This is a genomic window from Acidobacteriota bacterium, from assembly GCA_022562055.1.
GTDB lineage: Bacteria > Actinomycetota > Acidimicrobiia > Spongiisociales > UBA5794 > BMS3BBIN02.
The window spans coordinates 1-26,721 of record JADFQA010000033.1 but is presented as its reverse complement, the minus strand read 5'-3'; the positions used below and the strand labels follow the sequence as shown (position 1 = coordinate 26,721).

Below are 26,721 nucleotides of genomic sequence, written 5' to 3'. Positions count from 1 at the left end.
CCATTTAGCGTCGCCGCCTCACAACCTCGAACATAAGCAGAGCCGCGGCGGTCGCCGCGTTGAGGCTGTCTGCAGTCCCAGCCATCGGGATCGACACTGCCCTGGCACCTGCTCTAAACATCGGCGACACGCCCCAATGTTCGCTTCCCACGAGCAACGCAATCCTGTCTCCGATTGGGGCGTCCCATAGAGCGTGTTCGGCGTCGGGCGTGGCAACGAGGAGTTCGATTGAATGCTCGGTCAGCCATTGCAGCGTGTGTTCCGCCGAAGTTGCTGCGACCTGTGTAACAAACAGGGAACCTTGCGCCGCGCGAATGACGTTTGGGTTGAACACGTCAACAACGGTGTCCGCAAGGATCACCAGATCAACTCCGGCCCCGTCGGCCGAGCGAAGAATCGCGCCAAGGTTGCCAGGTTTCTCGAGTCCCTCGACAACGACCACGAACGGTTGATCCGACACAGTGCAACGGTCGAGCGAAAGTGACGGCTGGACCGCAACGGCGAGCCATCCGTCAGGGTTCTGCCGGTGTGAGAGTTTTGCAAAAACGTCCTTGCTCACCGTGTTGAGACGGTCGGCTGCGGGCGGGTCGGTGTCGTTGCCCGTTATGTCGGGGCATAGGATCACCGTGTCGAGCACGACGCCCGTCGCAGCCATCCGTTGGATTTCACGAAAACCCTCAACAAGGAACAGCCGCGTCCTATCGCGGCCCTTGCGGGTGCTGAGGGCTGACCAAGACTTCACTCGCGGATTCGATGTTGAGAGGATGTCAAGCTTCATGGCAACCAACTTCCCCTGCCGCTCCCGGACAATGGCGACGGGCGACTGTAAGAGCCGCGAGAGCCGACACGCAGACGGGTGAGAGAATCCGGTTCATGGTGCGGCTATTTAGCCGAATCGAAGCGGCAGGTCCGTCGGCCGGTAGAACCCGGGCTCGAGTTCCCGGCAGCGTTGCAGCGCCATGAGAATCTGAGCTTTTGCACCTTCGTCCCCGTGGTAGCCACCCTCGATACGCATGGTGATCGGTGGTGTTCCTTCGACGACCACCTCATCGACTTCGTCCTCGAGGTTTTCGTCGAGCACTAGGTGAAGAGAAATCTTGCGGCCGTCGGTCGTGCGCACAAGAACCCGCTGCTCATATCCAGTCACGATGCCGTCGACGATGATGGGGTCAATCGTTTCGCGAAGGTCGTTGTGGTCCCAGTTGAGCGAGTGTGCAAGCAGACGAGCCGACGCCTCAAGCCCTTTGTGCCCCGCCTTACCTGCCTGCCATGCCCGCTCGAACTCTTCGGGTGTCAGACCGCGTCCAGTTTTTGCGATCAGCGAATCCCGGCGTCGGGATGTGTTCACCCGGCGGGTCACCTTGATGGACGACGGCGACCGGGTGGCGGCAGCGGCTAACAGGGGGAACCTGTCCATTGCGAAACCAGGATTCGCCCCCGTGACAATGATGACTCTTTTTTCAGTAGCGGCGGCCGTGTGGAGAGCCTCCCACAAGTGGCGGTCGGGCCACGCAAGCTCTTCGCATGTGGTCACACAGTGGTAGCCGAGCGACACAAGCTGGATGATCTCGCGCCCGACCTTGTTGGCATCGGACGAAAACGCAACTAGCGCTCTGTCTCCTTCGATCGCCGACGACAGCTCGGCCGTCGACGCGTGTGACGAGGCTCCCGTGACCGCGACAAGCTCTGCGCGGGCGGCGGGGTCGGGATCGACTACAACTGAAATTGCGGAGCAAATACCGTCGTCACGGGCCGCGAGAGCCGCGGCCGTCCCGATCTGGCCAGCTCCGATGAGGGCAAGGTTTGACATGATGGTGATTGTTGTCGGAATCGCCGCCTTCCGCCACTACCGGTGTCGAGCGCCGTCGCGTGAGGCGACTATGGGGTGCCGAAGCGCTCCACGGATCACGCTCGTGTTTCGCCGATCGCCACCTAGATGAGGCCGTTGTCCTGAAGCCATTTGCGGGCCGTGTCCGTCGCGTTTTCACCTTCGTAGTGGTTGGTGACGTTGCAGAGATTGAACTATGCGCCGAACAGGTGACAGGGTAGATGGTACCGATGTGACTCGCGCTAAGCACCGTCCGGCATACAGGGCGACTTCAGTTTGCGGCCAGCTTCGTGTGGGCGTTAAGTATCTGAACGCAAGGATCCCGTTTGCTGGACGAAATCACCGTTTGCGTCGACTTGTACAAGCATACAAATCGCCTCGCGGTCGTTTTCGTCCTCCCATCCGGCGCGAACTGGGTAGAGCGCATCGATAAACACATCGACCTCCTCTTCCCAGACGAGACCGGTGAAGTCGGCAAATTCTTCGATGCAACCCAAGACAGCCTCTTCCCAAACGACTTCTTCTCCCGGGTACGGTGCTGCGGGATCGTCGGCGTAGTTGAAGATGTGCATCACTTCGTACGTATGTGGCTCGTCGCACGAGAACGTCTTGATCTCAAAGATCTCCTCCGCCTCGTCGAACGCATCGAAGCAGTCGCCGGCCCGGACATCGCTGACGGGCGTTGAGCCAAAGAATGACGAGACTCCCAGGAAGGCACCGATCCCGCCGACGATGAGTAGCGGTCTCAGGGCCCGCAGCCGGGACCTCTTGGGAGAAGTCGTCCCGATTCGGTCGGCGGGGCGGGTGATGGAGTCCGTTGGATTGCCACGCTCCGGTGTCGCCGCCGGGGTGGCTGTTTCGGCAGCGGGCGGTGCCCAGGCTGTTGGAGTTTGTTCCGATGATGGCGGCTGCCATGGATCGGACGGGGGAAGCGGCTCGTCGAACTCAGCATTCTCCGTAGAGTATCTGTCCTGACGTTCGTCGCTGTGTTGGGGCGCCGCAGTACCGGAGGAATCCGGGGTTATGTCAGCATCGAAATCTGATTGGGGCGCGTCGGGGATGCTCGACTTCATTGACTCGCGGGCGCGAGCAATGAGATCCTCGCTCGACAGCGGCTCGTTCTGCTTGTTTTCGTCGTCTGACATTGTGCCTCCTCACCTGGCATTGTCGTGAATCTGCTATTCAGTCGGTGATAACGGTCTCCGCCTTAAGGTCCGCGTAGCGTCATGTGAGCACACCACGTTGCGGTGTGGACGACAAATAGGCTTTGGACGCGAGAATCTCTCGGAGGGTGTCCAGCGCTTCGTACACCTCGCAGTACGAGTTTGCGAGGGGTGCTATTCCGAGACGCAATGTGTCGGGCGCCCGAAAGTCGGGCACGACGTTGCGATCAATGAGGGCTTGGGAGAGCTGGTACGCGTGTGGATGCGTGATTGCAACATGAGCGCCGCGCGTATCGTCAGATCGCGGGGTGGCGAGGCCACAGCCCAGCTCTGACAATACAGCGTCGTAGAACTCAATAATGAACGACGTTAACCCAGTGGACTTCTTACGGATGGCAGATATCCCGGCCTCAGCGCTCAACCTGACGCCCTCACGGACCCCGATGAGGGACAGCACCGCAACGGTCCCAACACCAAATCGGCGGATGTCCTCCACTGGGCGGTAGTCCAGGTCGAATGCGAACGGGTCGGTGTGCCCCCACCAGCCCTGTATCGGTTGGTGCAATGTCGTGATGAGGTCAGAACGGACGTAGATGAAGCCGGGGGCGCCGGGACCGGCGTTGAGGTGCTTGTAGGTGCAGCCAATCGCAGCATCGGTATTCGTTCCCGCAAGGTCTACGGGGTAGACACCGGCCGAGTGGGCGAGATCCCACAGGGTATAGGCGCCGCCGTCGTGCGCCGTTTGTGTCAGCCGATCCATGGCGGCCACCGCACCTCCCTTGAAGGTCACATGGCTCAGCTCAACGAGGCCAACCGTGTCGTCGATCGCGTCAGCCAGGGCCTGCGGTGTGCAGCCGACATCCGCGCTCGCCTCGATGACGCGGAGTTCGCCGCCGGCGCGTTGCGCGACACCCTGGAGAATGTAGAGGTCGCTGGGGAAATTTGTCGAGTCGCTCACAATGTTGGGTCGTCCCGAAGCTTCGAGCAGCGCCGACGCCATCTTGAAAATGTTCAACGACGTTTGGTCGGTAATGACGACGGTCCCGGGCTGTGCTCCGATAAGGGGCGCGAGTTCGTCGCCAATGGCCGTCGGGAGATCGATCCACGTCTTCCACGACCTCACTAGATCAGTTCCCCATTCGTGTTCGACCGTGTGTGCCACGGCCGACATCGTTGCTTTGGGCAGCCTGCCAAGTGAGTTTCCGTCAAGATATAGGACGCCGTCGGTGGGGGAGACGAAGTAGTCCTGGAAGTGTGCCAGGGGATCTGAACCATCGAGATCGTGGGCTTTGGCAGCGAGGTGTCGGGGTGACGAGATCATAAGTCGGACGAGTTCAAGGCTTCGCGTGCTTTGACTTTGCCACCCGTGCGAAGCGCAGCACCCGTATAAATACGGCCTGCGAGCCTAATGACGAGCCAGATTGCGAGCATTATGAGACCGACCGACAACGCCACCTCGAGCCCGGTTACATCGCCGCGCGCCTGTCTCAGCGGCATAGTCATCGGGCTGAACGCGGGGAACAACGAAGCTGCTCGAAGGATGGGGATTTCAGATCCTCGGTCGGGACGGATCAGGCTGAAAATCGCCCGCATCGCTGTAGTCTTGCCGGCCCCGTTTGGTCCCAAAAAACCGAGAAGCTGGCCCGGCGCAGCAGAGAACGTGCACCCATCGAGGGCGACCACGTCGCCATACCTCTTGGACAATTCTGAGATCTCAAGCATGCTGCCCTCCTGGTGACGGTCGGTTCACCAGCGGTCCCAATGCACGACCTCAGATCGTGGGCGACGCCGGCGGGGCAACGATCTGCTCTCTTGGACGCTGTGTGCTTCGTAACCAACGGTGACGACACCGAGCACCGATTCGGAGTCTGGAATGTCGACGATCGAGCGCAGGTCCTTGAAGCTGTGTGCCCCCAGGAAACCCGCGGCGAGCCCTTCGGCCACCGCGGCGAGCAGGATAGCCATCATTGTGGCGCCACCATCGACCCACCAGTACGGGACATCCCAGGGGAGAACGTCCATCTCGGGACCGAGCTTGTCATTTTCGCGGTAGCGATCGATGTAGGCCTGTTCGCTCACTGTGATGACAAAGTGGACCGGCGCTACCGACAGCCACGGCTCGAACCCGCGCCCGATGTATTCTCGTTCACGAGCCGACTTAGCAATGCGTTCACGTTGGCCTTTGTCGATCACCACAACGAGGGACTGCCCCTGTGAAAAGCCGGCGCTTGGAGTTTTGACGGCTGCATCCACGATACGCTGCAACGCATCAGCCGGCACCGGTGTATCGAGGTACTCCCTGACCATCCTGCGGCGGCGAATCACATCACAGAACTCCATTTCGTCAAAGAGCCTTGATAGATTTGATGGTCTCCTCGATCGCGACCTTGCCGTCTGCGAGGAGCATCAGGGTTCCGTCCATGTAGAACAGTGGGTTGTCGATGCCGGCAAACCCGGGGGACAGTGAGCGCTTTACTACGACGACCGTCCTTGCCTTGTCGACGTCAAGAATGGGCATCCCGTAGATTGGGCTGCCGGGATCGTCGCGGGCGGAAGGGTTGACGACATCGTTTGCGCCGATGACCAATACAACGTCCGTCTGTTGGAACTTCGGGTTTGACTGCTCAAGGTCAAACAGTTGGTCATACGGCACGTCGGCTTCGGCCAGGAGTACGTTCATGTGTCCCGGCATACGCCCGGCGACAGGGTGAATCGCATACCCAACATCGATTCCCTTGTCTTCGAGCAGTGAGGCAAGGTCCTTCGTGACGTGCTGCGCTTGCGCCACGGCGAGGCCGTACCCGGGCACTATGAGTACAGACTGTGCGTATGCAAGGGCGATCGCAACATCATCTGGTGTGGCCCGGTTTATCGGCTTGTCGCCAATGTCAGTCGGACCACCGCCTCCTGCAGTGCCGAAACCTGAGAACAACACGTTGGCGATGGTGCGGTTCATCGCGCTACCCATTTGCAGCGTGAGGATAAGACCGGCCGCACCCACGAGGGCACCGCCGACGATCAGTGCGTTGTTTCCAATGACAAACCCGGCTGTCGAGGCGGCGACGCCCGACAGGGAGTTCAACAGCGAAATCACGACGGGCATGTCTGCGCCACCGATGGGGAGCACACCAAGCACGCCAAGTAGGCCCGCGAGACCGACAGCCACCCAGTACGGCCAGGTTGCGTCACCAGCAACACCCGCGTAGCCGGAAACAACAATCGCGACCGCGATCACCGCGTTGAGTGTCTTACCGCCGCGAAATAGCAGCGGGCTGCCGGAGATGATGCCTTTGAGCTTTCCGTATGCAATAAAACTTCCGGTGAAGGTGATGGCCCCAATGACGACTGACAGCACGACTGTGACACCGGTCTCCGATTCCCAGCGGCCTCCAGAAACCAGGAGAGCGACCAGGGCGACCAGCATTGACGATATCCCGCCGAAGCCGTTGAACGCCGCGACGAGTTCGGGCATCGAGGTCATTTGGACTCGCAGTGCAAGCGCGGCGCCGATTACGGCACCGACGACCATTCCGCTAACGATGACACCCCACGAAACGCGGTCCAGATCGACGAGCACCGTGACTATCGCGACCAACATTCCGAGTGCGGCGAGTTGGTTACCAAGTCGCGCAGTGCGGGGCGATCCGAGATTCTTGAGACCGAGAATGAAGAGCACGGATGCCGCGAGGTAGAGAAGCTCGGTCATGGTTTCTGCTGGGGTTTCTTCTTGAACATTTCGAGCATGCGGTCCGTGACGAGGAACCCACCGACCACATTCACAGTGGCCGCCGCGACAGCCACAAACGCAAGGACTGTGGCTGCTGCGCCACCGTTCCCGATCTCGGCTGCGACGATGATTGCCCCAACGAGAGTGATTCCCGAAATGGCGTTTGCGCCCGACATGAGTGGCGTGTGCAGGGTTGCGGGGACTTTTGCAATGACCTCAAGGCCCACGAACGCAGCGAGTACGAATATGACAATCCCGGTGATGAATACGTCGCTCACGAGTCGCCCTCCGCGTCGTAACCGAGGAGGACGCGTGTGCGTGGATCGACAGCGGTCCCGTTAACTATTACGGTCGCCGGGCCGAGCACTTCGGCGTCTTGTGCAAATTGCAGTGAGCCATCGTCTGACCTTGCACGCTCTAGGACCGTGAGCATGTTGCGGGCGAGCATTCGAGATGCATCGGCTGCAACCGTGCTTGGCAGATTTGTTGGTCCGAGAACAATGACGTTGTTAACAATGACGGTTTCGTCAGGCCGGGAGGGCTGCACGTTTCCACCACTCTGAGCTGCCGTGTCGACGATGACGCTCCCCGGGTTCATCGTGGCAACCATTGCGTCATTGATGAGCAGTGGCGCCGGGCGGCCAGGGATTTGAGCCGTGGTGATGATCAGGTCTGCATCGGAGACGAAGGGAGCGAGTGCTGCAAACTGTTTTGCTTGGATGTCGTCACCAACCTCCTTGGCATAACCAGCGGCGTCGGTTTCGGTCGTCGGAGCTTCGATGAATTTGGCACCAAGACTTTCGACCTGCTCCCGAGTTTCTGGGCGTACGTCGTATGCGTGAACGATGGCCCCGAGACGCCGTGCGGTTGCGATGGCCTGAAGCCCGGCGACGCCAATCCCAAGGATCAGCGCTCGCGCCGGTGGGATGGTGCCCGCGGCCGTCACGAGCATCGGCAAGAACTTTGGAGATGTCTCGGCGGCAAGAAGGACTGCTGCGTAACCAGCCACCGTTGCTTGAGAACTGAGGGCGTCCATTGATTGTGCGAGCGTCGTTCGTGGGATGGCTTCGAGTGCGACGACCGTCACTTCGGCCTTTTCGCATGCCCGCATGAGATCGACGTTGACGTAGGGATCAAAGAAACCGATGACGGTCGTGTCGGTACCGTAGGCAGCGAGTTCTTCGGGAGCGGGCGTCCCGGCGCGCAATACGATGTCGGCCGGGGTTGGCTTATCGCTGATCACAGCACCCTCAGCAGCGAAGAGATCGTCGGGAAACCCGGCGTGTAAACCAGCGTCGTGTTCGACTGTGACATCCCACCCCCACTCCACGAAGCGCTTCACAGTTTGCGGTGTGGCTGCAACGCGGCGTTCGTGTTCAGCCCGCTCTCGTTGAATGAAGATGTGCATCACGGGGACGGTAACACGAAGGCCCGTGAGGGCTGGTATCGAGTTGTCGGGTCTTGTTAGGCGTCGTAAGTGGTGGACGTGACATCGCCGCCGGTCCCGGTCCAATTGGTGTGAAAAAACTCACCTCGCGGCCGGTCAACCCGCTCGTACGTGTGTGCACCGAAGTAGTCCCGTTGCGCCTGAAGGAGGTTGGCGGGCAGACGTCTGGTGCGGAACGCATCGAGAAACGCCAGCGCCGACGAATATGCCGGGGTCGGGATACCGCTGAGCGCTGCCCTCGCAACGGTGCGCCGGAGACCGTCGTGCGATGCTGATAGCGCGTCGACGAAATACGGCGAAATCAACAGGTTGGGGAGGTCGGGCTGGTTTCGATATGCCGCGGTGATGTCGTTGAGGAACTGAGATCGGATGATGCAGCCCTCGCGCCACAAGGACGCAACGAGACCCAGATCGAGATCCCACATGTGTTCGCGAGACGCCGCTGTGAGCAACATGAACCCCTGCGCATAGGACACGATCTTTGCGGCGTACGCAGCCGAGTGAAGATCGTTGAGGAGTTCTGCTTTGTCGCCCGCGATCAGGCCAACGTTTGGTTCCCCGAGAGCGTCCGCTGCCTGATGACGCTCATCTACGAGCGCTGACACGATGCGGGCATGGACCGCTTCGGCGACCAACGTCACCGGCATCGCGAAATCCATTGACGCATCGACCGTCCACCGACCAGTGCCCTTCTGACCTGCCGCATCGAGAACCTTGGTGACCAGCGGCGAGCCATCGTCATCCGTCGTGCGCAGAATCACCGCGGTGATATCGATCAAGTAGCTGTCGAGAACACCGGTTCCCCACTCGTCGAATGTCGATGCCATGTCGTCGTGGTCCATTCCGAGACCGCGACGCATGATGTCGTAAGCCTCGGCAATGACCTGCATGTCCCCGTACTCAATGCCGTTGTGCACGGTTTTTACGAAGTGACCGGCGCCGCCAGGTCCGAGCCAGTCGCAGCATGGTTCACCGTCGTACACGGCCGCGATTGACTGAAAGATGTTCTTGATGTGAGGCCACGCCTCTGGTGACCCTCCCGGCATGATCGAAGGGCCGGTGCGGGCACCCTCCTCGCCGCCGGAAACTCCCGTTCCTACAAAGTGGATGCCGAGCGACTCGAGGCGCTGCATCCGCTGGCGGGTGTCTTCGTAGTTTGAGTTTCCGCCGTCGATGATGATGTCGCCGCGATCGAGGTGGGGGAGGAGCGCGTCGATGGTTGCGTCAACCGGCGCACCGGCGCGCACCATCATCATGATCTTGCGCGGCGAGGAGACTGCTTCGGCGAGATCGGCGAGGTTGTGTGTGCCCACAATCGCGGTATCCGCCTCAAGCGATGCAATAAACGTATCAACTTTGGACGTAGTTCTGTTGTACACGGCGATCTTGAACCCGTGGTCGGCCATGTTGAGGACGAGGTTTTGCCCCATGACCGCAAGTCCGATGAGGCCAATGTCTGCTTTGTCTGCGCCCACTGCACTCCTTGGTGAGAGACCTGCACAATAGACCCTCAGGCACCGCGTCAATCACCGCCACTGTGGTGCGACCCAGCCAGGAGTTACGGGAGTGGTGGCAGTTCGAGCGCATACAGCCACTCGTCGAACAGGGATGCAAGATCGAGGCTGGACAGTTCTTCGGAGACTGCAATGAAGTCAGCAGTGCGTACGTTGCCGTTTGCGAAGCGTGTGGCATAGGTTTTGAGAATGTCGAAGAAAACGTCGTCGCCGACTCTTTGGCGGAGCGCGTGCAGAGTGAGCGCACCTCGGTTGTACACCGAGAAGGCGAACAGGTCATCCGGCGGGGGAGCGCCCGGGGCGAGGGGCGGCAGTTGTTCCATGGTTGCGTAGGCGTCAGCAATCAGGAGGTCGCGTGCCTGCGGTCCGCGTTGGTTTTCCTCCCAGAGCCATTCGGCGTAGGTTGCGAACCCCTCGTTGAGCCAAATGTCACTCCAGTCCGAAAGCGACACTGAGTTGCCGATCCACTGGTGGGCGATCTCGTGCACGAGGACGATCTCAAGGAACCCCGAACGAACGATGTCTTCGCTGAAAACCGACAGAGTCTGGTTCTCCAACGCAGCGTCGAAGCCTGCAACGCTGGCGATACCGTACGTCGCAAACGGATACGGCCCGAATATCGTGGAAAAGTAGCTGATCATCTCCCCCTGGAGACCGAGCGCCTCAGGCGGGTCAGCGGCGATGTCTGGTGGCAAAACGTTGCGGATCGTCACCCCTGCGAGCTCAGAGCCGGCGGGGTCGTCGACGATTTCAAGATCGCCAATGACGACGGTGGCTAGATACGGCGCCATCGGTTGGGTGCCTTGCCAGATCCAGGTGTTGGAGCCGATGTCTGTCACTATCTCAGCAAGAACGCCGTTGGCAACCGCGGTGACGCCCTCGGGGACCGTGATCTCGAAGCGGAAGATCGCCTTGTCGAGCGGATGGTCGTTCACCGGGAACCAAGAATATGCGCCATCGGGCTCGGTCACGACGTACGACGTGCCGGTGTTTGTTGTGGTCCACCCCGCATCGATTGGGAGAGCGACACTTTGAATGGGGCGGGGAGTGCCTGTATAGGTGATCACGAGTTCGAACATCGTCCCCCTGCCAATCGGATCAGCCGGCGTGACCAACATGTCGAACTCTGATGGAACAGGGGCACGCGCCCCGGCGTTGGCACCGTCTACCTTGATCTCCAGTACGTCGAAACCGGCGAAGTCGACAAAAAAACTGGCGAGATCCTTAGTGGCAACCGCGACCATCGTTGTGGTCCCGGTCAAGATACCAGTGTCAGGGTCCCAGGTGATTGCCACCGTGTACGTCTGTGCGTCGTAACCGCCGTTCCCGAGTCCTGGGTAGTAGCTGTCGCCGAGACCCGGAGCGCCCGCTGTGCCGACGATCGTTTCAGCAGCAAATGTTGTCGGGGGCTGGGTCGAGGCCGTCGTCGCGGATGGCGTCAATGTAGTCGACGTGGAAGACGCCGAACAAGCTGCGGCGAAGATCACCAACGCAGTAAACGTAGCGCGTGCGCGGTTCATTTGGCCTCCGAAGTCGTAAATGGGAAGTTTACGTTGCAGCCGAGGTAAGGGCCTTCGAGACCGCGTTCCCCATGACGGACGTCGACACGGTCGGCTCTCCCACTACCGCAATGTCGGGTGTCCGCAGGCCGGCGTCCAACACCGTGCCAACCGCCTCTTCGACGGCATCAGCCTCGGTGAGGAGGTCGAGGGAATGACGCAGGGCCATTGCGACCGCAAGGATCGTCGCCAGAGGGTTGGCGATGCCTTTGCCGGCAATGTCCGGAGCCGAACCGTGTATTGGCTCGTACAGACCGGGGCCGTCGTCACCGATCGCCGCCGACGGCAGCATTCCGAGGGAGCCGGGCAGCATTGACGCCTCGTCGGTAAGGATGTCGCCGAATAGGTTTCCAGTCACCACAACGTCAAACGTCGCCGGACGCGAAATGAGGTGCATGGCCATCGCGTCAACGAGTACGACGTCGTACTCGACGTCGGGATATTCGTCTTCCATCACACGGGCAGCGACCTTCCGCCACAGTCTCGATACCTCGAGGACGTTTGCCTTGTCGACCGAGGTGAGATGGTTGCTGCGTTCTCGAGCTGCCTGCGCGGCCAGACGGACGATACGCTCGATCTCGTAGGTGTGGTAAACCATGTCGGACTGGGCAGTGTTCCCGTCGCTGCTCACCGCTGACGGTCCGAAGTAGATACCGCCGGTGAGCTCGCGGAAAAACAAGATATCGACACCCGCAATGAGATCGGGTCGTAACGGTGAGGCGGCGACGAGCTGCGGGTGGGGCAGGATGGGACGAAGGTTCGCATACAGGCCGAGTCCCTTGCGAAGATCGAGGAGCCCCGCCTCGGGCCGTGTCTTGGCGTTCGGATCGTCCCATTTGGGACCGCCGATTGCGCCGAGGATGACCGCATCGGCGCCGCGGCATGCGTCGAGCGTACTCTGGGGGAGCGGATCGCCAAACATGTCGATTGCGTTGCCACCCATCGGGCGTTCGTCGATCGTGAACTCATGTCCAAAACGCTTAGCGACCGCCTCAAGTATGTTGCGCCCCTGGGCGAGAACTTCGGGTCCGATGCCGTCTCCAGGCAGCAGCACGATGGACTTGTTCACTCGGCGACCTCATCTTCGGTAAGGGTTTTGTTGAGGGCGGCGACAAACGCGAGTGCCGATCCTTCGACGACGTCCGTCGACACACCTCGCCCCGAAAAGGTCGAAGAACCCACCTGGAGGATGACATTCACCTCGGCGATCGCGTCGGCACCCGGAGTGACCGGGCTGACGCGGTAGTCGAGCAGCGTGGCCGCAACACCAAAGGCATCCTGGAGGGCCACAAACGTGGCGTTGATCATGCCGTCCCCCTCGCCCGCAAACGTGTCCTCGACTCCGCCTTGTGCCACCGTCACGGAGGCTTTAGGTGTCTGGTCGTGACCACCCGATACTTGTATCCCTATGAGGGTGATCTCGCCGCGCGGGACTGCAGCCTGTGTGTTGATGATGGCGCGCAGACCTTTTTCGCTGATCTCGCCCTTGCGGTCGGCGAGTTCTTTGAAGCGTTTGAACGCCCTTGCAAATGCCTCGTCATCAAGGCTGATGTCCATCTTGTTGAGGGCGTCGGCAAACGCTGCTCTCCCAGAATGTTTGCCGAGCACCAGGACCGATCGGTGTCCCACCGACGCCGGGTCCATAATTTCATAAGTCTCTCGATGGCGGAGCACTCCGTGCTGATGGATCCCTGACTCGTGGGCAAATGCGTTCCTACCAACAACCGCCTTGTTGTACTGGACGGGGTAGCCCGTAAGACGCGCAACCATCCTCGATGTTTCGACAATTTCAGTCGTGTTTGCACCGATCTCAACGTTGAAATAGTCCTGGCGGGTTTTTACCGCCATGATGATCTCCTCGGTGGAAGTGTTCCCAGCGCGTTCGCCGATACCGTTGATTGCGCCCTCGATCTGTCGGGCTCCTGCCTCGATCGCCGCCAGCGAGTTCGCGACCGCAAGTCCGAGGTCGTTGTGGCAGTGTGTCGACAGGATCACGTCCTCGTTGCCCTGTCTGACTTCCTCGAATACCCTGGTCATCAGAGCGGCGAACTGCTCTGGCATTGCGTACCCGACCGTGTCGGGGATGTTGATTGTTGTTGCGCCGGCCGCGACGGCAACACGGCACGTCTCGATCACAAAATCAGGGTCGGTACGGGTTGCGTCCTGTGGCGAGAACTCGACGTCCTCGCAGTATCCCTTGGCACGCGTAACACTCTCCACGATCGCCTTGAGTACTTGTTGCTTGTCCATGCGCAACATCTGTTCCATATGGATCTGCGAGGTCGAGATGAACACATGGATGCGCGATCGGTCCGCTGGGCGCAGAGCGTCGGCCGCCTGGTCGATGTCATCGGACATTGTGCGAGCAAGACACGCAATGACCGGACCCCTGACTTCGGCTGCGATTCGTGACACCGACAGGAAGTCGCCAGGTGATGAGGCGGCAAAACCCGCCTCGATGACGTCTACTTGGAGTCTTGCGAGCTGGTGAGCAATGGCCACCTTGTCGTCGGGAGAGAGCGCTATGCCCGGGGCCTGTTCTCCATCCCTCAGGGTGGTGTCGAGAATGATGAGTCTGTCGGTCATGGATGATCCTTTGCGGTTGTTGAGCGAAAATGGCTGGTTCGCCGGGTCGGCGTCAGCCGCCCGGCTACGTAAGGAGCAGGTTCGCTAGCAACTGTGTCGAGATCGTCGTTTTCATCAGAACTAGATACCCTCGTTCTCTGGGCTTTTCTCGACCAGGAAAGGCATCATTGCACGAAGTTGCTTCCCGATGGCTTCAATCGGATGTTCTGCAACAGCACGTCGGGCAGCAAGAAGATTTGGTGCCCCGGCCTCGTTCTCAGCCATCCATTCGCGGGCAAACTCGCCGGATTGGATCTCGCTCAGGATCGTGCGCATCGTGGCACGTGTCTCTTCGGTGACAATGCGCGGTCCTCGTGTGACGTCGCCGTATTCGGCGGTGTCAGACACGGAATACCTCATCCACGTGATGCCGCCTTCCCAGAGAAGATCGACGATGAGCTTGAGCTCATGGAGTACCTCGAAATACGCCATTTCAGGTGCGTACCCTGCATCGGTGAGTGTCTCAAACGCGGCTCGGATCAACTCGTCGATGCCACCGCAGAGGATGACCTGCTCCCCAAACAGGTCCGTTTCGGTTTCATCCTTGAACGTCGTTTCGATGACACCGGCGCGGGTGCCTCCGATGCCGTGGGCGTACGACAGTGCCAGATCCTTTGCTGAACCGGATGCGTCCTGGTGCACTGCAATCAACGCCGGCACGCCGCTGTTCTCTTGGTACTGGCGACGGACGAGATGGCCGGGCCCTTTTGGTGCGACCATTGCAACGTCAACACCCTCGGGTGGTTTGATGTATCCGAAGTGGATGTTGAAGCCGTGGGCAAAAAACAGTGCGTCGCCACTCCGCAGAGTTGGGGCAATGGACTCGACGTACAGCTTGGCCTGGTGCTGATCGGGCACCAGAACCATGGTGAGGTCAGCCCAGTCGGCAGCCTCCGCTGGTGTTGTCACCTTGAGACCGTTGGCGGCCACGAGGTCGCGGCGTGCCGATTCCTCGCGCAGACCGACCATCACATCGACGCCGGAGTCCTTGAGGTTGAGGGCATGGGCGTGGCCCTGGCTGCCAAAACCGATCACGGCAACTCTGCGGTTGGCGATCAGCGCCGGGTTGGCGTCCTTCTCGTAGTACATATGTGTCATTGTTGTGAATGCTCCTCACCATGTGGTGACGTCTAAGCCCTGGCGGCCGCTTTCGATTTCGAGTTCTTGGCTAGTGCAATGCGTCCCGATTTCACCAGCGCTGCGACACCATAGGGTCGCATCATCTCGAGGAAATCTGCAAGGGTCTCAGGTGTGCCCGCGACCTGAAACATCAGCGACGCCGACCCGACGTCCACAGCCGATGCGTCGAACACGGCGGCGGCGTTGAGCACCTCCGAGCGACGTTTGGGATCGACGTTGACTTTGACAAGCATGAGTTCTCGTTCGACCGCTTGGCCCGGAGCGAATTCTGTGACCTTCACCGTGTTGATCAGCTTGTAAAGCTGCTTGGTGATCTGTTCGACCGCGGGAGCGTCGACCACCACAGTCATGCGTGACATGCCCTCTTCGGCCGTTGGTCCGACTGTTAGCGAATGAATGTTGAATCCACGACGGGCAAACATGGTGGCGACCCTGGCGAGAACGCCGGGTTTGTTCTCGACGAGGACACTGATGACGTGGCTCACTGCAAACCTTCAATGTTCAGCACGAGGTCGCTGTTCGACCCGCCGGCCGGCACCATCGGAAAAACCATCTCGTCGGGGTCACACACGACGTCGATGACGACGGGTTTGTCGGTGATGCCGATTGCTTTTTCGATGATTGCGGGCACTTCCGATGGATGGTCGACCCGCAATCCCGCGCAGCCCATAGCTTCCGCGAGCATCACAAAGTCTGGGATACCGCCAGAGAGGTCAACTGACGAGAGGCGTCCGTTGTAAAAAAGGCTTTGCCACTGCTTCACCATCCCGAGGGACCCGTTGTTCATTATGGCGATTTTGACCGGCAGACCCTCGATGGCGGCTGTGATGAGCTCTTGGCTCGTCATCTGGAAACATCCGTCGCCATCAATGACCCAAACCGTGGTGTCTGGCATTGCTGCCTGTGCACCGACAGCCGCCGGGACTGCGTACCCCATCGTTCCGAGTCCGCCCGAGTTGATCCATGTATTCGGCCGCTCGAAGTGCCAAAACTGTGACGCCCACATCTGGTGTTGTCCGACTCCCGCAACCACGATGGCGTGGTCACTGACCCGGTTCGAGAGTTCGCTGATGAAGTATTGCGGGAGGATCGGGCCATCGGGGTTCTGATCGAAGGCGAGCGGGTGTTCCGACCGCCAGCCGAGAATTGTGTCGATCCACGGTTGGTACGTTGGCGCTGCGGCACCGTCAAGCTGCTTGGCATGTTCTACAATGAGCTGGTTCAAAACCGCCTTGGCGTCGCCAACGACCGGGACCTCGGCGTTACGAACCTTGCCGATTTCTGCCGGGTCGACATCGACGTGGACAACCTTTGCGTGCGGCGCAAACGCCGAGACCTTGCCGGTGACGCGGTCGTCAAACCGTGCCCCGATAGTGAACAGCAGATCGGCCTCTTGCATGGCAATCGTCGCGGCGTAGGTGCCGTGCATGCCCGGCATTCCGAGATGTTTCTCATATGAATCAGGGATGGCGCCGCGGCCCATGAGTGTGGTCACCACTGGGAGGTTGGCTGCCCTCGCAAACGCATGTGCTTCTGCTGACGCCGCGGCGCGAATCAACCCACCGCCCGCATAAAACACCGGACGTTCTGACTCGAGGAGCAGCTTGATCGCCGCAACGATCTGCTTGTGGTTTCCTTCGCTGCGCGGCTTGTACCCAGGGAGATCGATCTCTCCTCTGCCGGTCCACTCCATGGTGGCGACGAGCAAGTCTTTTGGGAGGTCAACAAGCACCGGACCAGGTCTACCCGTAGATGCCAGGTGGAAAGCCTCGCGGATGACGTTTGGGATGTCGTTGACGTTGGTGACCAGGTAGTTGTGTTTTGTACACGGCGCTGTGATCCCCCAGGTGTGGGCTTCCTGGAAGGCGTCGGACCCGATCGATGTTGTTGCCACCTGGCCGGTGATTGCGACCACGGGTATCGAATCGGCGTAGGCGTCAGCGAGTGGCGTGACGAGGTTCGTGGCACCCGGGCCAGACGTTGCAATGGTCACCCCGACTTTGCCAGAGGCGTGGGCGTAACCAGACGCCATATGCCCGGCTCCCTGTTCGTGCCGCGCAAGGACGTGGCGGATCGGTGAGTCCAACAACGGGTCGTATGCGGGCAGGATCGCACCGCCGGGTATCCCGAAGACGACCTCGACACCTTCAAGTTCGAGTGATCGTATGAGGGCCTGCGCCCCGGTGAGTTGTTCGCTCATCCTGGTGCTCCGTTGCTACTGCTTGTTGTTGGGTGTGCTGGTTTGTGGATACGGATACAAAAAAACCCTCCGGATGGAGGGTGTCGGCGCATAAGAAACTCTGGCGTTTCTATGCGCCTACCAAATAAGTACGAGGTTGAGAGTTGGTGTCATGCTGTTTGTCCTTGATAACAACTTGTGCAGCGAGTATGGCATTCTGTGACACAGTGTCAAGCTCATACGCGTCAAGCACGATAACGGCAGGTGAAAAGCACACATGAAGCGATTCTGGGTACGTCATGCGCGGGTGTTTACGGACGTCGTTGAGGTCGCCCGCACCGCGGTTCGTGATATCGACTGGGACGACCTGCCAAGCGCCCTGCGCCCGGTTGCAAAGTACAGCGGCGGCACACTCCCGCCGCCCCTCGCCGGTGCCCTGCTGGACACCCTCGTCACGAACGATTGGTTTCGCGCCAAGGTTGCCGACGTTGACGGGGCCGGCAACGGCGCAGTGCAGGCCTTTCTTGTGCAGGACCCCGGGTGGTGGGAGGTCGTCGTCGAACGTGTTCTTCAGGCGAGTGCGTTCGCTGGTTCTGCCGACTCCAAATCGTTGAGTGCCGAACTTGTTACGGTGCAGAGCAAGCTTTCCGAAGCAAAACGGCGGATTGCCAGTCTCAGGGCCGATCTCGAAGTAGCCGCAACGGCCCATCGCACGGACGAACAGGTCGAATCCCTGCAACATCGAAGCAACAACCTCGAGCGACGCCTCGCTGAGAGCGACGAAGCTCGTGCGAAAGCCGCAGCCGAACGGGACGTCGCGACAGTCATAGCGGAGACGTCGCGCGGCGAACGAGACGACGCCCGAGCGCAGGCCCGAGAATTAAGAACCGAGCTGGCCGATCTCCGTCGTGCCCTTGGCAGCGGAGGCGTCGAAAGAAACCGTACAGACCCCGTGCTCTTTGCACGCGAGCTCGATGCCCTCGTTGCAATGGGTGTCGGCGTTGAGCCTGTGCGGCACACGACCGATGATTCGCCCGATCAGCTTGATCGCAAACCGGAGCTTTCGTTGCCGCCCGGGATAAGACCCGACGACTCGGCGGCCGTTGTGTGGCTCTTGGCAAACGGCGACTCGGCTAGCTGGATCATCGATGGGTACAACCTGTCGTTTGCGCTCGGCAAAGCAATGGACAACCCGGCGCGGGCACGGCGCGAACTGAGGCAAGGCCTCACTCGGTTGAGCAGGAAGGCCGCTCCCACGTCCTCGGTAGTGGTGGTATACGACTCGGCAGTGCAGGGAGATCGAGACGTCATATCCGGGAAGATGTTCGATGTGGTGTTCGCCCCGGCGCATCAGACCGCTGACGATGCGATCGTGGAGCGCTCGGGCGCTGACCGCGTGATCGTTGTATCGAACGATCGCGATGTCCGAGAAAGAAGTGAAGCCAGGGGAGCGCTTGCCATCTGGTCAGACGCCGTCGTTGCCTGGCTTCGATAAGTGACCCTCAGAGCACCAGCTCGGCGAGGGTTCGCAAAGTTGCGATGTCGGTGGCGGCGACGTTCATGGTTGTTACGCCGGCTGCCTTCCAGATTTCGATCTCCTCGGCGACCTTCTTGCGCGGCCCGATGAGATTGATCTGCTCGACGAGGTCATCGGGGACCGCCTCCGTGGCAGCCATCTTGTTACCTGCAAGATAGAGATCCTGGATCTTCTCGGCGGCCTCTTCGTATCCGTAACGGCAGGCAAGTGTGTTGTAGAAGTTCCGTCCCTTGGCCCCCATTCCCCCGATGTAGAGAGCGGCCATCGGTTTCATCTGGCGGCGGCCTGCTTCGAGGTCGTCGGTGATGACGACGGACAGGCTGGGTGCGATGTCGAAGGTGGAGCTCTTGTTCGGGTCACCAGACTTCTCGAATCCGGTATCGAGCAACGGTTGGTACACCTTAGGTGCTTGCATGGGGGAGTAGAAGATGGGTAGCCAACCGTCTGCGATCTCTGCAGTTAGCTCGACATTCTTTGGTCCAATCGAAGCGATCAGGATCGGGACGTCGTGTGTCGGGTGGGTGATGAGACGCAATGGCTTGCCAAGCCCCGTTGCGTCGTCGCCCTGGTAGGGGATCGCGTAGTGCATTCCGTCGTGGGTGACGGGTTCATCGCGGGCAAAGATTTTGCGGAGGATCTCAACGTATTCGCGCGTTTTGCCAAGCGGCTTCCCATAGGCGAGACCGTGCCATCCCTCGACAACCTGCGGTCCGCTCACCCCAAGGCCTAGCTCAAAACGACCGCCGGAGAGTTCATTGAGGGTGACCGCTGTCATGGCAGTCATCGCAGGGGTCCGAGCTGGGATCTGCATGACTCCCGCGCCGACCTTTATCTTCTCTGTCCGTGCGGCGATCCACGTCAAGACAGTGACAACGTCCGAACCCCATGCTTCAGCAGCCCACACAACGTCGTAGCCGAGCTTCTCAGCCTCGATCACCAACTCCAACGGCGTGGTCTGTCCCGACCCCCAGTACCCAATGTTCAATCCAAGACGCATCTGCAATGACTCCGTTCGTGGTCAAGGGCGCCCACGCTACCAACCTGCGTGAGCCACGGTCGCGTTCTTGTCACACCGGGGGCGTACGGTACCTGCGCAATGAAGAAGACGAGTGAAAGGCCCGACGATGATCATTGACTGCGGAGTGTGCGAGCTTGCACATACCGAAGCCTGCAGCGACTGTTTCGTGACCGCAATTCTTGACGGTCACGGCGTAATCGATCTGACGGTGACCGAGGAGCAAGCCATTGCCAACCTGTCCGATGCCGGGATGGTGTCACCGCTACGTCTTGTGGTGAACAACACCCCAAAAGCCGCCGCTGGATGAGGTTGTGGACGACGTCGACCGGTTGCTCTCCTACACGGACTCGAGCTGGCTGTGGACCGCTTCGACTATGCGGGCAGCGCTTGGAATGAAGGCGTCTTCGAGCGGCGGGCTGAACGGGATCGGCGTGTGGGCGCCCGTCACCATGCGTATCGGGCTCCGCAACGACGAGAAGACACGGTCCGCGGCGAGCGCGGCGATGTCCGTTGCGAGCGAGCATCGCGGGTGCGACTCGTCTACCACGACCAACCGGCCAGTCTTTTCTACCGATCCGAGGATGGTGTCCGTATCAAGCGGAGAATAGGTTCGGGGGTCAATGACCTCGGCCTCGATCCCCTCGCGTGACAGCAGTTCCGCCGCGTCTAACGCAGTGTGGACCATCTTCTGAACACCGACGATCGTGACATCACTCCCCTCACGGACGATCTTGGCCACCCCCAAGGGGATCGCATATGACTCCTCAGGCACAGGACCCTCGACCATGTAAAGGCGTTTGTGCTCGATAAAAATCACCGGGTCGGGGTCCCGAATGGCGCTGATGAGGAGACCTTTTGCGTCCTCGGCTGTTGCGGGGGCAACCACCTTGAGACCCGGGATGTGGGTATAGATCGAGTACAGCGTCTGTGAGTGCTCTGCCGCTGCCCGGAAGCCGGCGCCTGCAACGGTTCGCACCACCATTGGAACGGAGACTTTGCCGCCGTAGACATACCGCAGCTTGGCGGCATGGTTGAGAAGCTGGTCGAACGACGTACCGATGAAGTCGACGTACATGATCTCGACGATCGGTCGCAGGCCGACGATGGCAGCACCGATAGCTGCGCCAACAAACCCGGTCTCGGCAATGGCAGTGTCCATTACGCGGCGGCGGCCAAACAACGGAAGGAGACCCTGCGTTACCCCAAAGGGCCCGCCCCAGGCGTCAGCGGCCTCGGGATACGCTTCGTCCCTGCCGGCTCCGCCTGCAATGTCCTCTCCCATGAGGATGATTCGGTCGTCTGCGGTCATCTCCTGACGGAGGGCTTCGTTGATGGCGTCCTTGATGTTGAGAGTTCGAGTCATGGTGCGTCCCTACGCGACCGGCGTGTATACGTCGGTCGTCAGTTCTGAGAGGTCGGGCCACGGAGCATCCTGGGCCGCCGTGAACGCGGCGACCACTTCGGCTGCTACCGACGTTTCGATACTGTCGAGTTCCGCGGTATCAAGCTGATCTGCAACTGCCGCGCGAAACCGAAGCAGGGGGTCTTGCGTCCTCCACCAGGCAACCTCCTTGGGAGGTTTGTAGGTTTGTGTGTCGCCCTCGTACTGGCCTCCATAGCGGTAGGTCATCGCCTCGATCAAGCTCGGGCCGTCGCCATTGCGTGCTCGTGCAAACGCTTCTTGCGTTGCTTCTCGCACCGCAAACACATCCATGCCATCTACCTGTACTGACGGGATGCCGTACGGGGCAGTCATGGCCGCAACCGAGCCCGCCAGGAGGTGGTAGTCAACCGCGGTCGTCTCTGCATAAAGATTGTTCTCGCACACGAACACGACGGGACAACCGAACAACGCAGCGAAGTCGAGTGCCTCGTGCCACGCACCCTGGTGTACCGCACCGTCACCAAAGAACGCGACTGCGACGGAGTCTCTACCGAGGTATCGCGACGCAAGCGCAGCCCCGGTCGCAATAGGAAGGCCGCCTGCCACGATTCCCATGCCGCCGATCATTCCGCGTGATTGATCCGCGACGTGCATCGAGCCGCCCTTGCCGCCGCACACGCCGGTTGTTTTGCCGTAGATCTCACCCGCAATAGCGTCGAGTGGGATGTCGCGAGCAATCGCATGACCGTGATTCCGATATGTTGAAGTGAACCAGTCGTCCTCGCGCAGCAATGGGATCACGCCGCACGCGACTGCTTCCTGCCCCGAGTACGTATGGAGGTACCCCTCGACCTCTTTGGCTTCGGCGACTTCGCTGACTCGCGTCTCGAAGGCGCGGATACGGACCATCCTTTCCCACAGTCCGAGCATGGTTTCACGGTCAAGGTTCATGGTGTGCCTTTCGAGCGGCGAATGACATTGTTTAGAGCGAATCGACGAGTTCGAGAGCGACTTCATACACAGCGCGGTTCCCGGCATCGACATGCTGTTGTTCTTGTGAGCTCAGAGGATCGAGGAAACTACGGCCGTTGAGCAGATCATCCCAAACGACCAACATCGAAACCGCAGCCATTCCGAAGTGCTTTGCGACTGCAAGCGTGGTTGCCGTCTCCATGTCGACTGAGGTGTAGCCCTGGGCTTGCCAGTCCTCAACCATCGGGCCGTCTTGGGCGAAAATCGAATACCAGGTGAGGTGGGTGCCACGGTGGACGGTGTGGCTGCGGCCCGCCATGAGCGATCGAGCCGTGGCGCTGGCCTTGGTATCTGCCGCAATCACGCCGTCGGCACCGTACAACGGGGCGATACCCTCGCTGCAGACGGCGTCGTCGGGAATCACAACGTCGCCGGGACGTAGCTCACGTTGAAGGCCGCCGCAGGTGCCTATCTGAATAGCGAGCTTGGCACCAAGACTGCCAAACACATGTGCAACCTCCACTGCCCGAGGTGCGCCGTAGGCGCAGCAGTAGACGACCGGCCGACCGTGCCAGCGCCCCCAGAACATGTCAGGGAATGCCAGTTCGCGGACGTCGGTCAGAGCGCTGAGCCTCCACTTCGTGCGGTCGGCCCGCCACCAGGACCCTTCGCTGATCACGGCGACGGGTAAGTCGTCGTCAGCGAGTTTGAGAGCGCGTTGCCACTCTTGCGGTTCCATTTCAAGGAGCGACCGTGCCTTTGTGGGGGGCGTTGTCATTTGGCGGCTTTGTCCAGTTTCTCGAAAAAGTCACGGAAAATTGCGTCGCGGTCGACGTCGTGTGCCTCGCGCATGTGGTGCGGTTCGCCGGTTTGCGGTGTCCAGTGCAACTCGCCATCGAGCGTTGGCGTCGGTACGAGATCGGTGGGAACCCAGCTCGGTTCTATCAGCCAAGCAATGTTGATCATGTCCCACATCACCCATGACCGTCCGAAGTGATCTGGGATCGCGCGCTGCGCATGCAGAGGATTGTTGGTGTACAGGTGGTGCAGGTAGTCGCCCGACCTCCCGCGGCCGCGCACCCACCGCTCGATCTCGGGTAGCGAAACCCTGAGCTGTGCACCCACGTAGTACCCGGGCAAATACACCAATGGAACACCGCATTCGAAGAGGTACCTTGCAGCGGCGACGTCTTGCACCAGGTTGAGCGAGTCACCGTTCGATCGAGACGAAAATGTTGGATAGCCGGCCGTCCAGAGAACGACGATGCGATCAAGAATCGCTGGTTCGAGCATTATTGCTGACGCGACATTGGTGACACATCCGATCGCTACGACGTACAACGGGTCATCACTGCCGGCCAATGCCAGCTCGATGAGTCGGCGAGCAGCAGCGCTGTCGACAGGCCGATTGGGTCCCGGCAAGTAACCCGGTGAACCTTGGAACACCCGGCCGTCTGATTCGACACCGACAAGATCGAAGATACGGACGATTTCTTGGAAACTTCGCTCCATCCCCTCAGCCGGCCCTACAAACTCGATTTCGTCGGCAGCTACACCGGCGTCGCGAAGTCGAATGGCCCAACTCGAGAACCGGTCGACCAAGCCGCTGTCAATCGATGGGTTGTCGTGTTTCTCAAGCTGTTCAGCAGCTTCGAGTAAACCGGCGCGAAGATGCTCGAACGAGTACGGCGCAGCGAGGACTGCTTCGATGTCGAGCCGATCAGGCGACTGCAACGCCCAGGTCAGCGCAAACTGGTCGTCGATCTCGTTGGCCGTATCTGTGTCGATCACCACACGGACACGACCGGTCGGAGGCAAGAGGAGGCGTGTGCGGTGGGACTCGGAGATTTGTGCGACGCCGGTCGTGGTCATTCGGTTGCTCGGTGACGCCCATGAGCAGCGCATGTGCATTCGCTATCGGATTGTCCATAACAATCGGACCACGGTCTGCCGAACGCCACCGCGATATCAGTGAGGTGTTGCAGCCTGCGGTTGGCGTCAAGCGTCGCGCTTTGAGTGTTCGAATGGATTCGGACGACGAAATCCTTCCACACCGTCCTCCCGGCAACATACCCCGAGGCACCGGCCCTACACGCAATCTCAAGTCGATGTGCAAAGGTATCGAAGTCAGCGCCACCCGAGAGCAATGTCCATGGCACCGGACTGGCCTGCGTGAGTTCATGACAGGCCTCGACCAGCTCGGCTTCGTCTGCGTGGTCGTCGAGAGGGGCTTCGAGTTTGAGGATGTCCACATTGAGGGCCCCGATCCTCTTTGCCGTCTCGATCACGACGGACCGTCGGTTCGACAACTGAGACTGTGGCGTGAGTGGCTCAGCGAACAACGGCAGACCGAACGTTTCGCACGCTGCTACGAGGTCCGACACGAACTCGTGTGCCTCGTTGGTAGGCGCAAACGGGTCGTACACGAATGAGCATTTCACTGCTGTCGCCCCCGACGCGGCAGCGCGGGCGACGTCCCAACCTTCAAAGAGGCGAGGCGACGACTCGCTCGAGGCGTACCCGGCATCTTCGAGACCGACCATGAGGCCTGTCGCTCCCGGTAGCACATTCTGCTCAACGAGAGGCTCGAGGCCTAGTGCAGCGTCGATAAGAACGCCAGACGCGGGCGCGGCAATCTCTTCGATGAGGCGGAGTTTGAGCGAGACAAGCTCCGCAGATGTCAACGATGACGGGTCTTCAGGTCTTACCACGGAAGACAAAGCGGAAATGTGATCAACTGCGAGTACCGCAAAGACGCGTTCCTTCGTGGACAGCGTTTGCAGGCCTCGACGTTTGCCAACGGACAGGCACCCGTGCGCTCTGGGAGTGGTTGTTTCCACAGTTGTCATGCCACTGCCGACTTGTCGCGTGCCGCGTCTGCTGGATCATCGTCTGCGGACAGGGGTGCGTCGTCTGCAACGAGCCAGATGTGCTCTTGCGGTAATTGGAGTGCGATGCTGTCGCCCTCTCGAGCACGCAACGTTGCGGGGCCGTTGACCTGCCACGGTTCACCGCCGATTGTCACCTGCAGTTGTGTGTATGAACCCATGTAAATGAGCGAGATTACCTTCGCGTCGACCACGTTCTCCTCGTCGGACGATGCCGGCGAGATTCGGACCTCTTCTGGTCGTACCGTAAGTGTCACCGGGCCATCACCACCGGGCATTCGTGAGATGTCGATCTCAATGTCTCCCGCCCGGGTTTGCACGGTCGACCCGATTCGATTGCCAGGGAGGAAGTTGCTGTTTCTGAAAAACCGTGCAATCTCAGCGGTTCGAGGGCTGCGGAAGAAGCCTTCGGGTTTGCCGACCTGCTGCAGTGTGCCGCCAAACATGAGCGCAACCCGATCAGCAAGCATGACTGCCTCTTCCTGGTCGTGGGTCACGAAAATGGCGGTGATACCCAGTTCGTGCTGGATGGAGCGGATCAGATGCCTCATCGTGATACGCAGGTTTGCGTCGAGATTGGCAAGCGGTTCGTCGAGGAGCAGCACGTTTGGTCGAACAATCAATGCCCTGGCGAGCGCGACACGTTGTTGTTGTCCACCAGATAGTTCGTGCGCCTTTCGATGTTCGAGGCCTGGGAGCTCGACGAGTTCGAGCATTTCGGTCACCCTGCCCGCCATTTCGCTCTTTGATACGCCCGCCATCCTGAGGCCGAACCCGACGTTTTGGGCGACGTCCATGGTCGGAAACAACAGGTGCTTCTGGAAAACCATGACGGCACCCCGGCGCTCGGTGGGAACCCCGAGGATTGACTTGCCGTCAAATAGAACGTCACCAGACGTTGGATCTATGAGGCCGGTGATCAACCGCAGGGTCGTCGTCTTGCCGCAGCCAGACGGACCGAGGAAGGCCACCATCTCCCCGGATGCTATCTCAAGATCGAGATCGCGTACGGCGGCAAGGTCACCAAAGTACTTCGAGATGCCACGAAGTGAAACAGCTGTCATAGTTTTCCAAAACCTCCCATAAGAGCGGAATCTCGACTGAGTTGTCGAGAAGTAAGGATCAAGACGAGAACAGCGGGAGCGACAAACACCAGGCTGATGGCAGCAGCGGTCGAGTGATTGCCGCCGCTCAGGAAGGGGAACAGCACCAGCGGGAGCGTAATGAACGTGCCGCCTCCGATGAGCAACGTTGTCACGTATTGCCCCCACGAGATGAAGAATGTGAACATCGACGCCACCAAGAGACCCGACGAGATTGCGGGGAACGTGACGTGTATGAACACTCGAAACCGGTTCGCTCCGAGCGTCCGAGCTGTGTCTTCGAGTGCGGTGCCGTAGTTCGCAAAAACGCTCGCCATGACCAGCACGAAATAGGGGATAGCCGGAATGAGGTGCACCAGTGCAACGCCGAACAGTGTCTCGGTTAGCCGGAGCCTTATGAAGATCTGGTGGATGCCCATTGTGGCCACTAGGGCTGGCACGATGATGGGCATCAACAGCAACCATTCGACGGTGCCTTTGCCCTTGAATTCGTTTTGCCCGAGAGCACGCGATGCCGGAAGCCCAACCAACACCGACATTGCAGTGACCAGCAACGCAAGGCGGGTGCTGTTCCATAGCCCCTCGACGACCCTCGACGACTCACCAGCGGTGTAGTTCCACGCGCGCAACCCCCATA

Annotated in this window: 27 protein-coding genes; 3 read left to right on the top strand and 24 right to left on the bottom strand. The window is 60.1% G+C overall.

Annotated features, from left to right (window positions below; genetic code table 11):
- Positions 1–4: 4 nt before the first annotated feature.
- Complete coding sequence (locus IIC71_11710) at positions 5–778, bottom strand: RNA methyltransferase (GenBank protein MCH7669845.1); 774 nt, start codon at positions 776–778, stop codon at positions 5–7.
- Between the two features lie 108 nt (positions 779–886).
- Entirely contained in the window at positions 887–1,810 is a 924-nt protein-coding gene (locus tag IIC71_11705; GenBank protein MCH7669844.1) for a hypothetical protein, read from the bottom strand.
- A 59-nt stretch (positions 1,811–1,869) separates the two neighbouring features.
- Between IIC71_11705 and IIC71_11700 the strand changes: the two genes are divergently transcribed.
- The gene (locus tag IIC71_11700; protein ID MCH7669843.1) at positions 1,870–2,049 is read left to right on the top strand and encodes a hypothetical protein; all 180 of its coding nucleotides are present in this window, start codon (positions 1,870–1,872) and stop codon (positions 2,047–2,049) included.
- 78 nt (positions 2,050–2,127) lie between these two features.
- Here IIC71_11700 and IIC71_11695 read toward each other — a convergent pair whose 3' ends face one another.
- The 14 genes from IIC71_11695 to IIC71_11630 form a co-directional block, all read right to left on the bottom strand.
- Complete coding sequence (locus IIC71_11695) at positions 2,128–2,973, bottom strand: septum formation family protein (GenBank protein ID MCH7669842.1); 846 nt, start codon at positions 2,971–2,973, stop codon at positions 2,128–2,130.
- A 79-nt stretch (positions 2,974–3,052) separates the two neighbouring features.
- Complete coding sequence (gene kynU / locus IIC71_11690; protein ID MCH7669841.1) at positions 3,053–4,312, bottom strand: kynureninase; 1,260 nt, start codon at positions 4,310–4,312, stop codon at positions 3,053–3,055.
- Positions 4,309–4,713: an ATP-binding cassette domain-containing protein gene (locus tag IIC71_11685; GenBank protein MCH7669840.1), complete on the bottom strand. Its 405-nt coding sequence runs from the start codon at positions 4,711–4,713 to the stop codon at positions 4,309–4,311. The genes kynU and IIC71_11685 overlap by 4 nt, the downstream gene beginning before the upstream one ends.
- Positions 4,714–4,737: 24 nt before the next feature.
- On the bottom strand, positions 4,738–5,316 hold the full coding sequence (locus IIC71_11680; GenBank protein ID MCH7669839.1) for a nitroreductase family protein: 579 nt from the start codon (positions 5,314–5,316) through the stop codon (positions 4,738–4,740).
- 19 nt (positions 5,317–5,335) lie between these two features.
- Complete coding sequence (locus IIC71_11675) at positions 5,336–6,697, bottom strand: NAD(P)(+) transhydrogenase (Re/Si-specific) subunit beta (protein ID MCH7669838.1); 1,362 nt, start codon at positions 6,695–6,697, stop codon at positions 5,336–5,338.
- A complete protein-coding gene (locus IIC71_11670) occupies positions 6,694–6,996 on the bottom strand; it encodes an NAD(P) transhydrogenase subunit alpha (protein MCH7669837.1) in 303 nt (100 codons plus the stop codon). The genes IIC71_11675 and IIC71_11670 overlap by 4 nt, the downstream gene beginning before the upstream one ends.
- Positions 6,993–8,126, bottom strand: coding sequence for an NAD(P) transhydrogenase subunit alpha (locus tag IIC71_11665; GenBank protein MCH7669836.1), 1,134 nt, complete (start codon positions 8,124–8,126; stop codon positions 6,993–6,995). Before IIC71_11665 ends, IIC71_11670 begins: the two co-directional genes overlap by 4 nt.
- Positions 8,127–8,182: 56 nt before the next feature.
- A complete protein-coding gene (gene gnd / locus IIC71_11660) occupies positions 8,183–9,640 on the bottom strand; it encodes a decarboxylating NADP(+)-dependent phosphogluconate dehydrogenase (protein MCH7669835.1) in 1,458 nt (485 codons plus the stop codon).
- An 83-nt stretch (positions 9,641–9,723) separates the two neighbouring features.
- A complete protein-coding gene (locus IIC71_11655; protein MCH7669834.1) occupies positions 9,724–11,199 on the bottom strand; it encodes a M1 family metallopeptidase in 1,476 nt (491 codons plus the stop codon).
- Between the two features lie 28 nt (positions 11,200–11,227).
- A complete protein-coding gene (leuB, locus tag IIC71_11650) occupies positions 11,228–12,307 on the bottom strand; it encodes a 3-isopropylmalate dehydrogenase (GenBank protein MCH7669833.1) in 1,080 nt (359 codons plus the stop codon).
- Positions 12,304–13,824, bottom strand: coding sequence for a 2-isopropylmalate synthase (locus IIC71_11645; GenBank protein MCH7669832.1), 1,521 nt, complete (start codon positions 13,822–13,824; stop codon positions 12,304–12,306). The genes leuB and IIC71_11645 overlap by 4 nt, the downstream gene beginning before the upstream one ends.
- Before the next feature lie 120 nt (positions 13,825–13,944).
- A complete protein-coding gene (gene ilvC / locus IIC71_11640) occupies positions 13,945–14,961 on the bottom strand; it encodes a ketol-acid reductoisomerase (GenBank protein ID MCH7669831.1) in 1,017 nt (338 codons plus the stop codon).
- 32 nt (positions 14,962–14,993) lie between these two features.
- Complete coding sequence (gene ilvN / locus IIC71_11635; GenBank protein ID MCH7669830.1) at positions 14,994–15,488, bottom strand: acetolactate synthase small subunit; 495 nt, start codon at positions 15,486–15,488, stop codon at positions 14,994–14,996.
- Positions 15,485–17,203: an acetolactate synthase large subunit gene (locus IIC71_11630; protein ID MCH7669829.1), complete on the bottom strand. Its 1,719-nt coding sequence runs from the start codon at positions 17,201–17,203 to the stop codon at positions 15,485–15,487. Before IIC71_11630 ends, ilvN begins: the two co-directional genes overlap by 4 nt.
- 256 nt (positions 17,204–17,459) lie before the next feature.
- On the opposite strand from IIC71_11630, the gene IIC71_11625 reads away from it, so the two are divergent.
- On the top strand, positions 17,460–18,677 hold the full coding sequence (locus tag IIC71_11625) for an NYN domain-containing protein (protein ID MCH7669828.1): 1,218 nt from the start codon (positions 17,460–17,462) through the stop codon (positions 18,675–18,677).
- Between the two features lie 7 nt (positions 18,678–18,684).
- Here IIC71_11625 and IIC71_11620 read toward each other — a convergent pair whose 3' ends face one another.
- On the bottom strand, positions 18,685–19,716 hold the full coding sequence (locus tag IIC71_11620; GenBank protein MCH7669827.1) for an LLM class F420-dependent oxidoreductase: 1,032 nt from the start codon (positions 19,714–19,716) through the stop codon (positions 18,685–18,687).
- A gap of 127 nt (positions 19,717–19,843) precedes the next feature.
- On the opposite strand from IIC71_11620, the gene IIC71_11615 reads away from it, so the two are divergent.
- Positions 19,844–20,044: a hypothetical protein gene (locus tag IIC71_11615; GenBank protein ID MCH7669826.1), complete on the top strand. Its 201-nt coding sequence runs from the start codon at positions 19,844–19,846 to the stop codon at positions 20,042–20,044.
- A gap of 30 nt (positions 20,045–20,074) precedes the next feature.
- Here the strand turns inward: IIC71_11615 and IIC71_11610 are convergent, their stop codons facing one another.
- The 7 genes from IIC71_11610 to IIC71_11580 all read right to left on the bottom strand — a co-directional run.
- On the bottom strand, positions 20,075–21,100 hold the full coding sequence (locus IIC71_11610; protein MCH7669825.1) for an alpha-ketoacid dehydrogenase subunit beta: 1,026 nt from the start codon (positions 21,098–21,100) through the stop codon (positions 20,075–20,077).
- Positions 21,101–21,109: 9 nt separating this feature from the next.
- The gene (locus IIC71_11605) at positions 21,110–22,030 is read right to left on the bottom strand and encodes a thiamine pyrophosphate-dependent dehydrogenase E1 component subunit alpha (protein MCH7669824.1); all 921 of its coding nucleotides are present in this window, start codon (positions 22,028–22,030) and stop codon (positions 21,110–21,112) included.
- Positions 22,031–22,103: 73 nt separating this feature from the next.
- Positions 22,104–22,871 (bottom strand): hypothetical protein, encoded by a 768-nt coding sequence (locus IIC71_11600; protein MCH7669823.1) that lies wholly within the window; start codon positions 22,869–22,871, stop codon positions 22,104–22,106.
- Positions 22,868–23,965, bottom strand: a complete 1,098-nt coding sequence (locus tag IIC71_11595) for a nucleoside hydrolase (protein ID MCH7669822.1) — start codon at positions 23,963–23,965, stop codon at positions 22,868–22,870. The genes IIC71_11600 and IIC71_11595 overlap by 4 nt, the downstream gene beginning before the upstream one ends.
- Positions 23,962–24,942 (bottom strand): hypothetical protein, encoded by a 981-nt coding sequence (locus tag IIC71_11590; GenBank protein MCH7669821.1) that lies wholly within the window; start codon positions 24,940–24,942, stop codon positions 23,962–23,964. Before IIC71_11590 ends, IIC71_11595 begins: the two co-directional genes overlap by 4 nt.
- Positions 24,939–26,045 (bottom strand): ABC transporter ATP-binding protein, encoded by a 1,107-nt coding sequence (locus IIC71_11585; protein MCH7669820.1) that lies wholly within the window; start codon positions 26,043–26,045, stop codon positions 24,939–24,941. Before IIC71_11585 ends, IIC71_11590 begins: the two co-directional genes overlap by 4 nt.
- On the bottom strand, positions 26,042–26,721 hold a 680-nt coding region (locus tag IIC71_11580; protein ID MCH7669819.1), incomplete at its 5' end, for an ABC transporter permease subunit. The genes IIC71_11585 and IIC71_11580, both read right to left, overlap by 4 nt.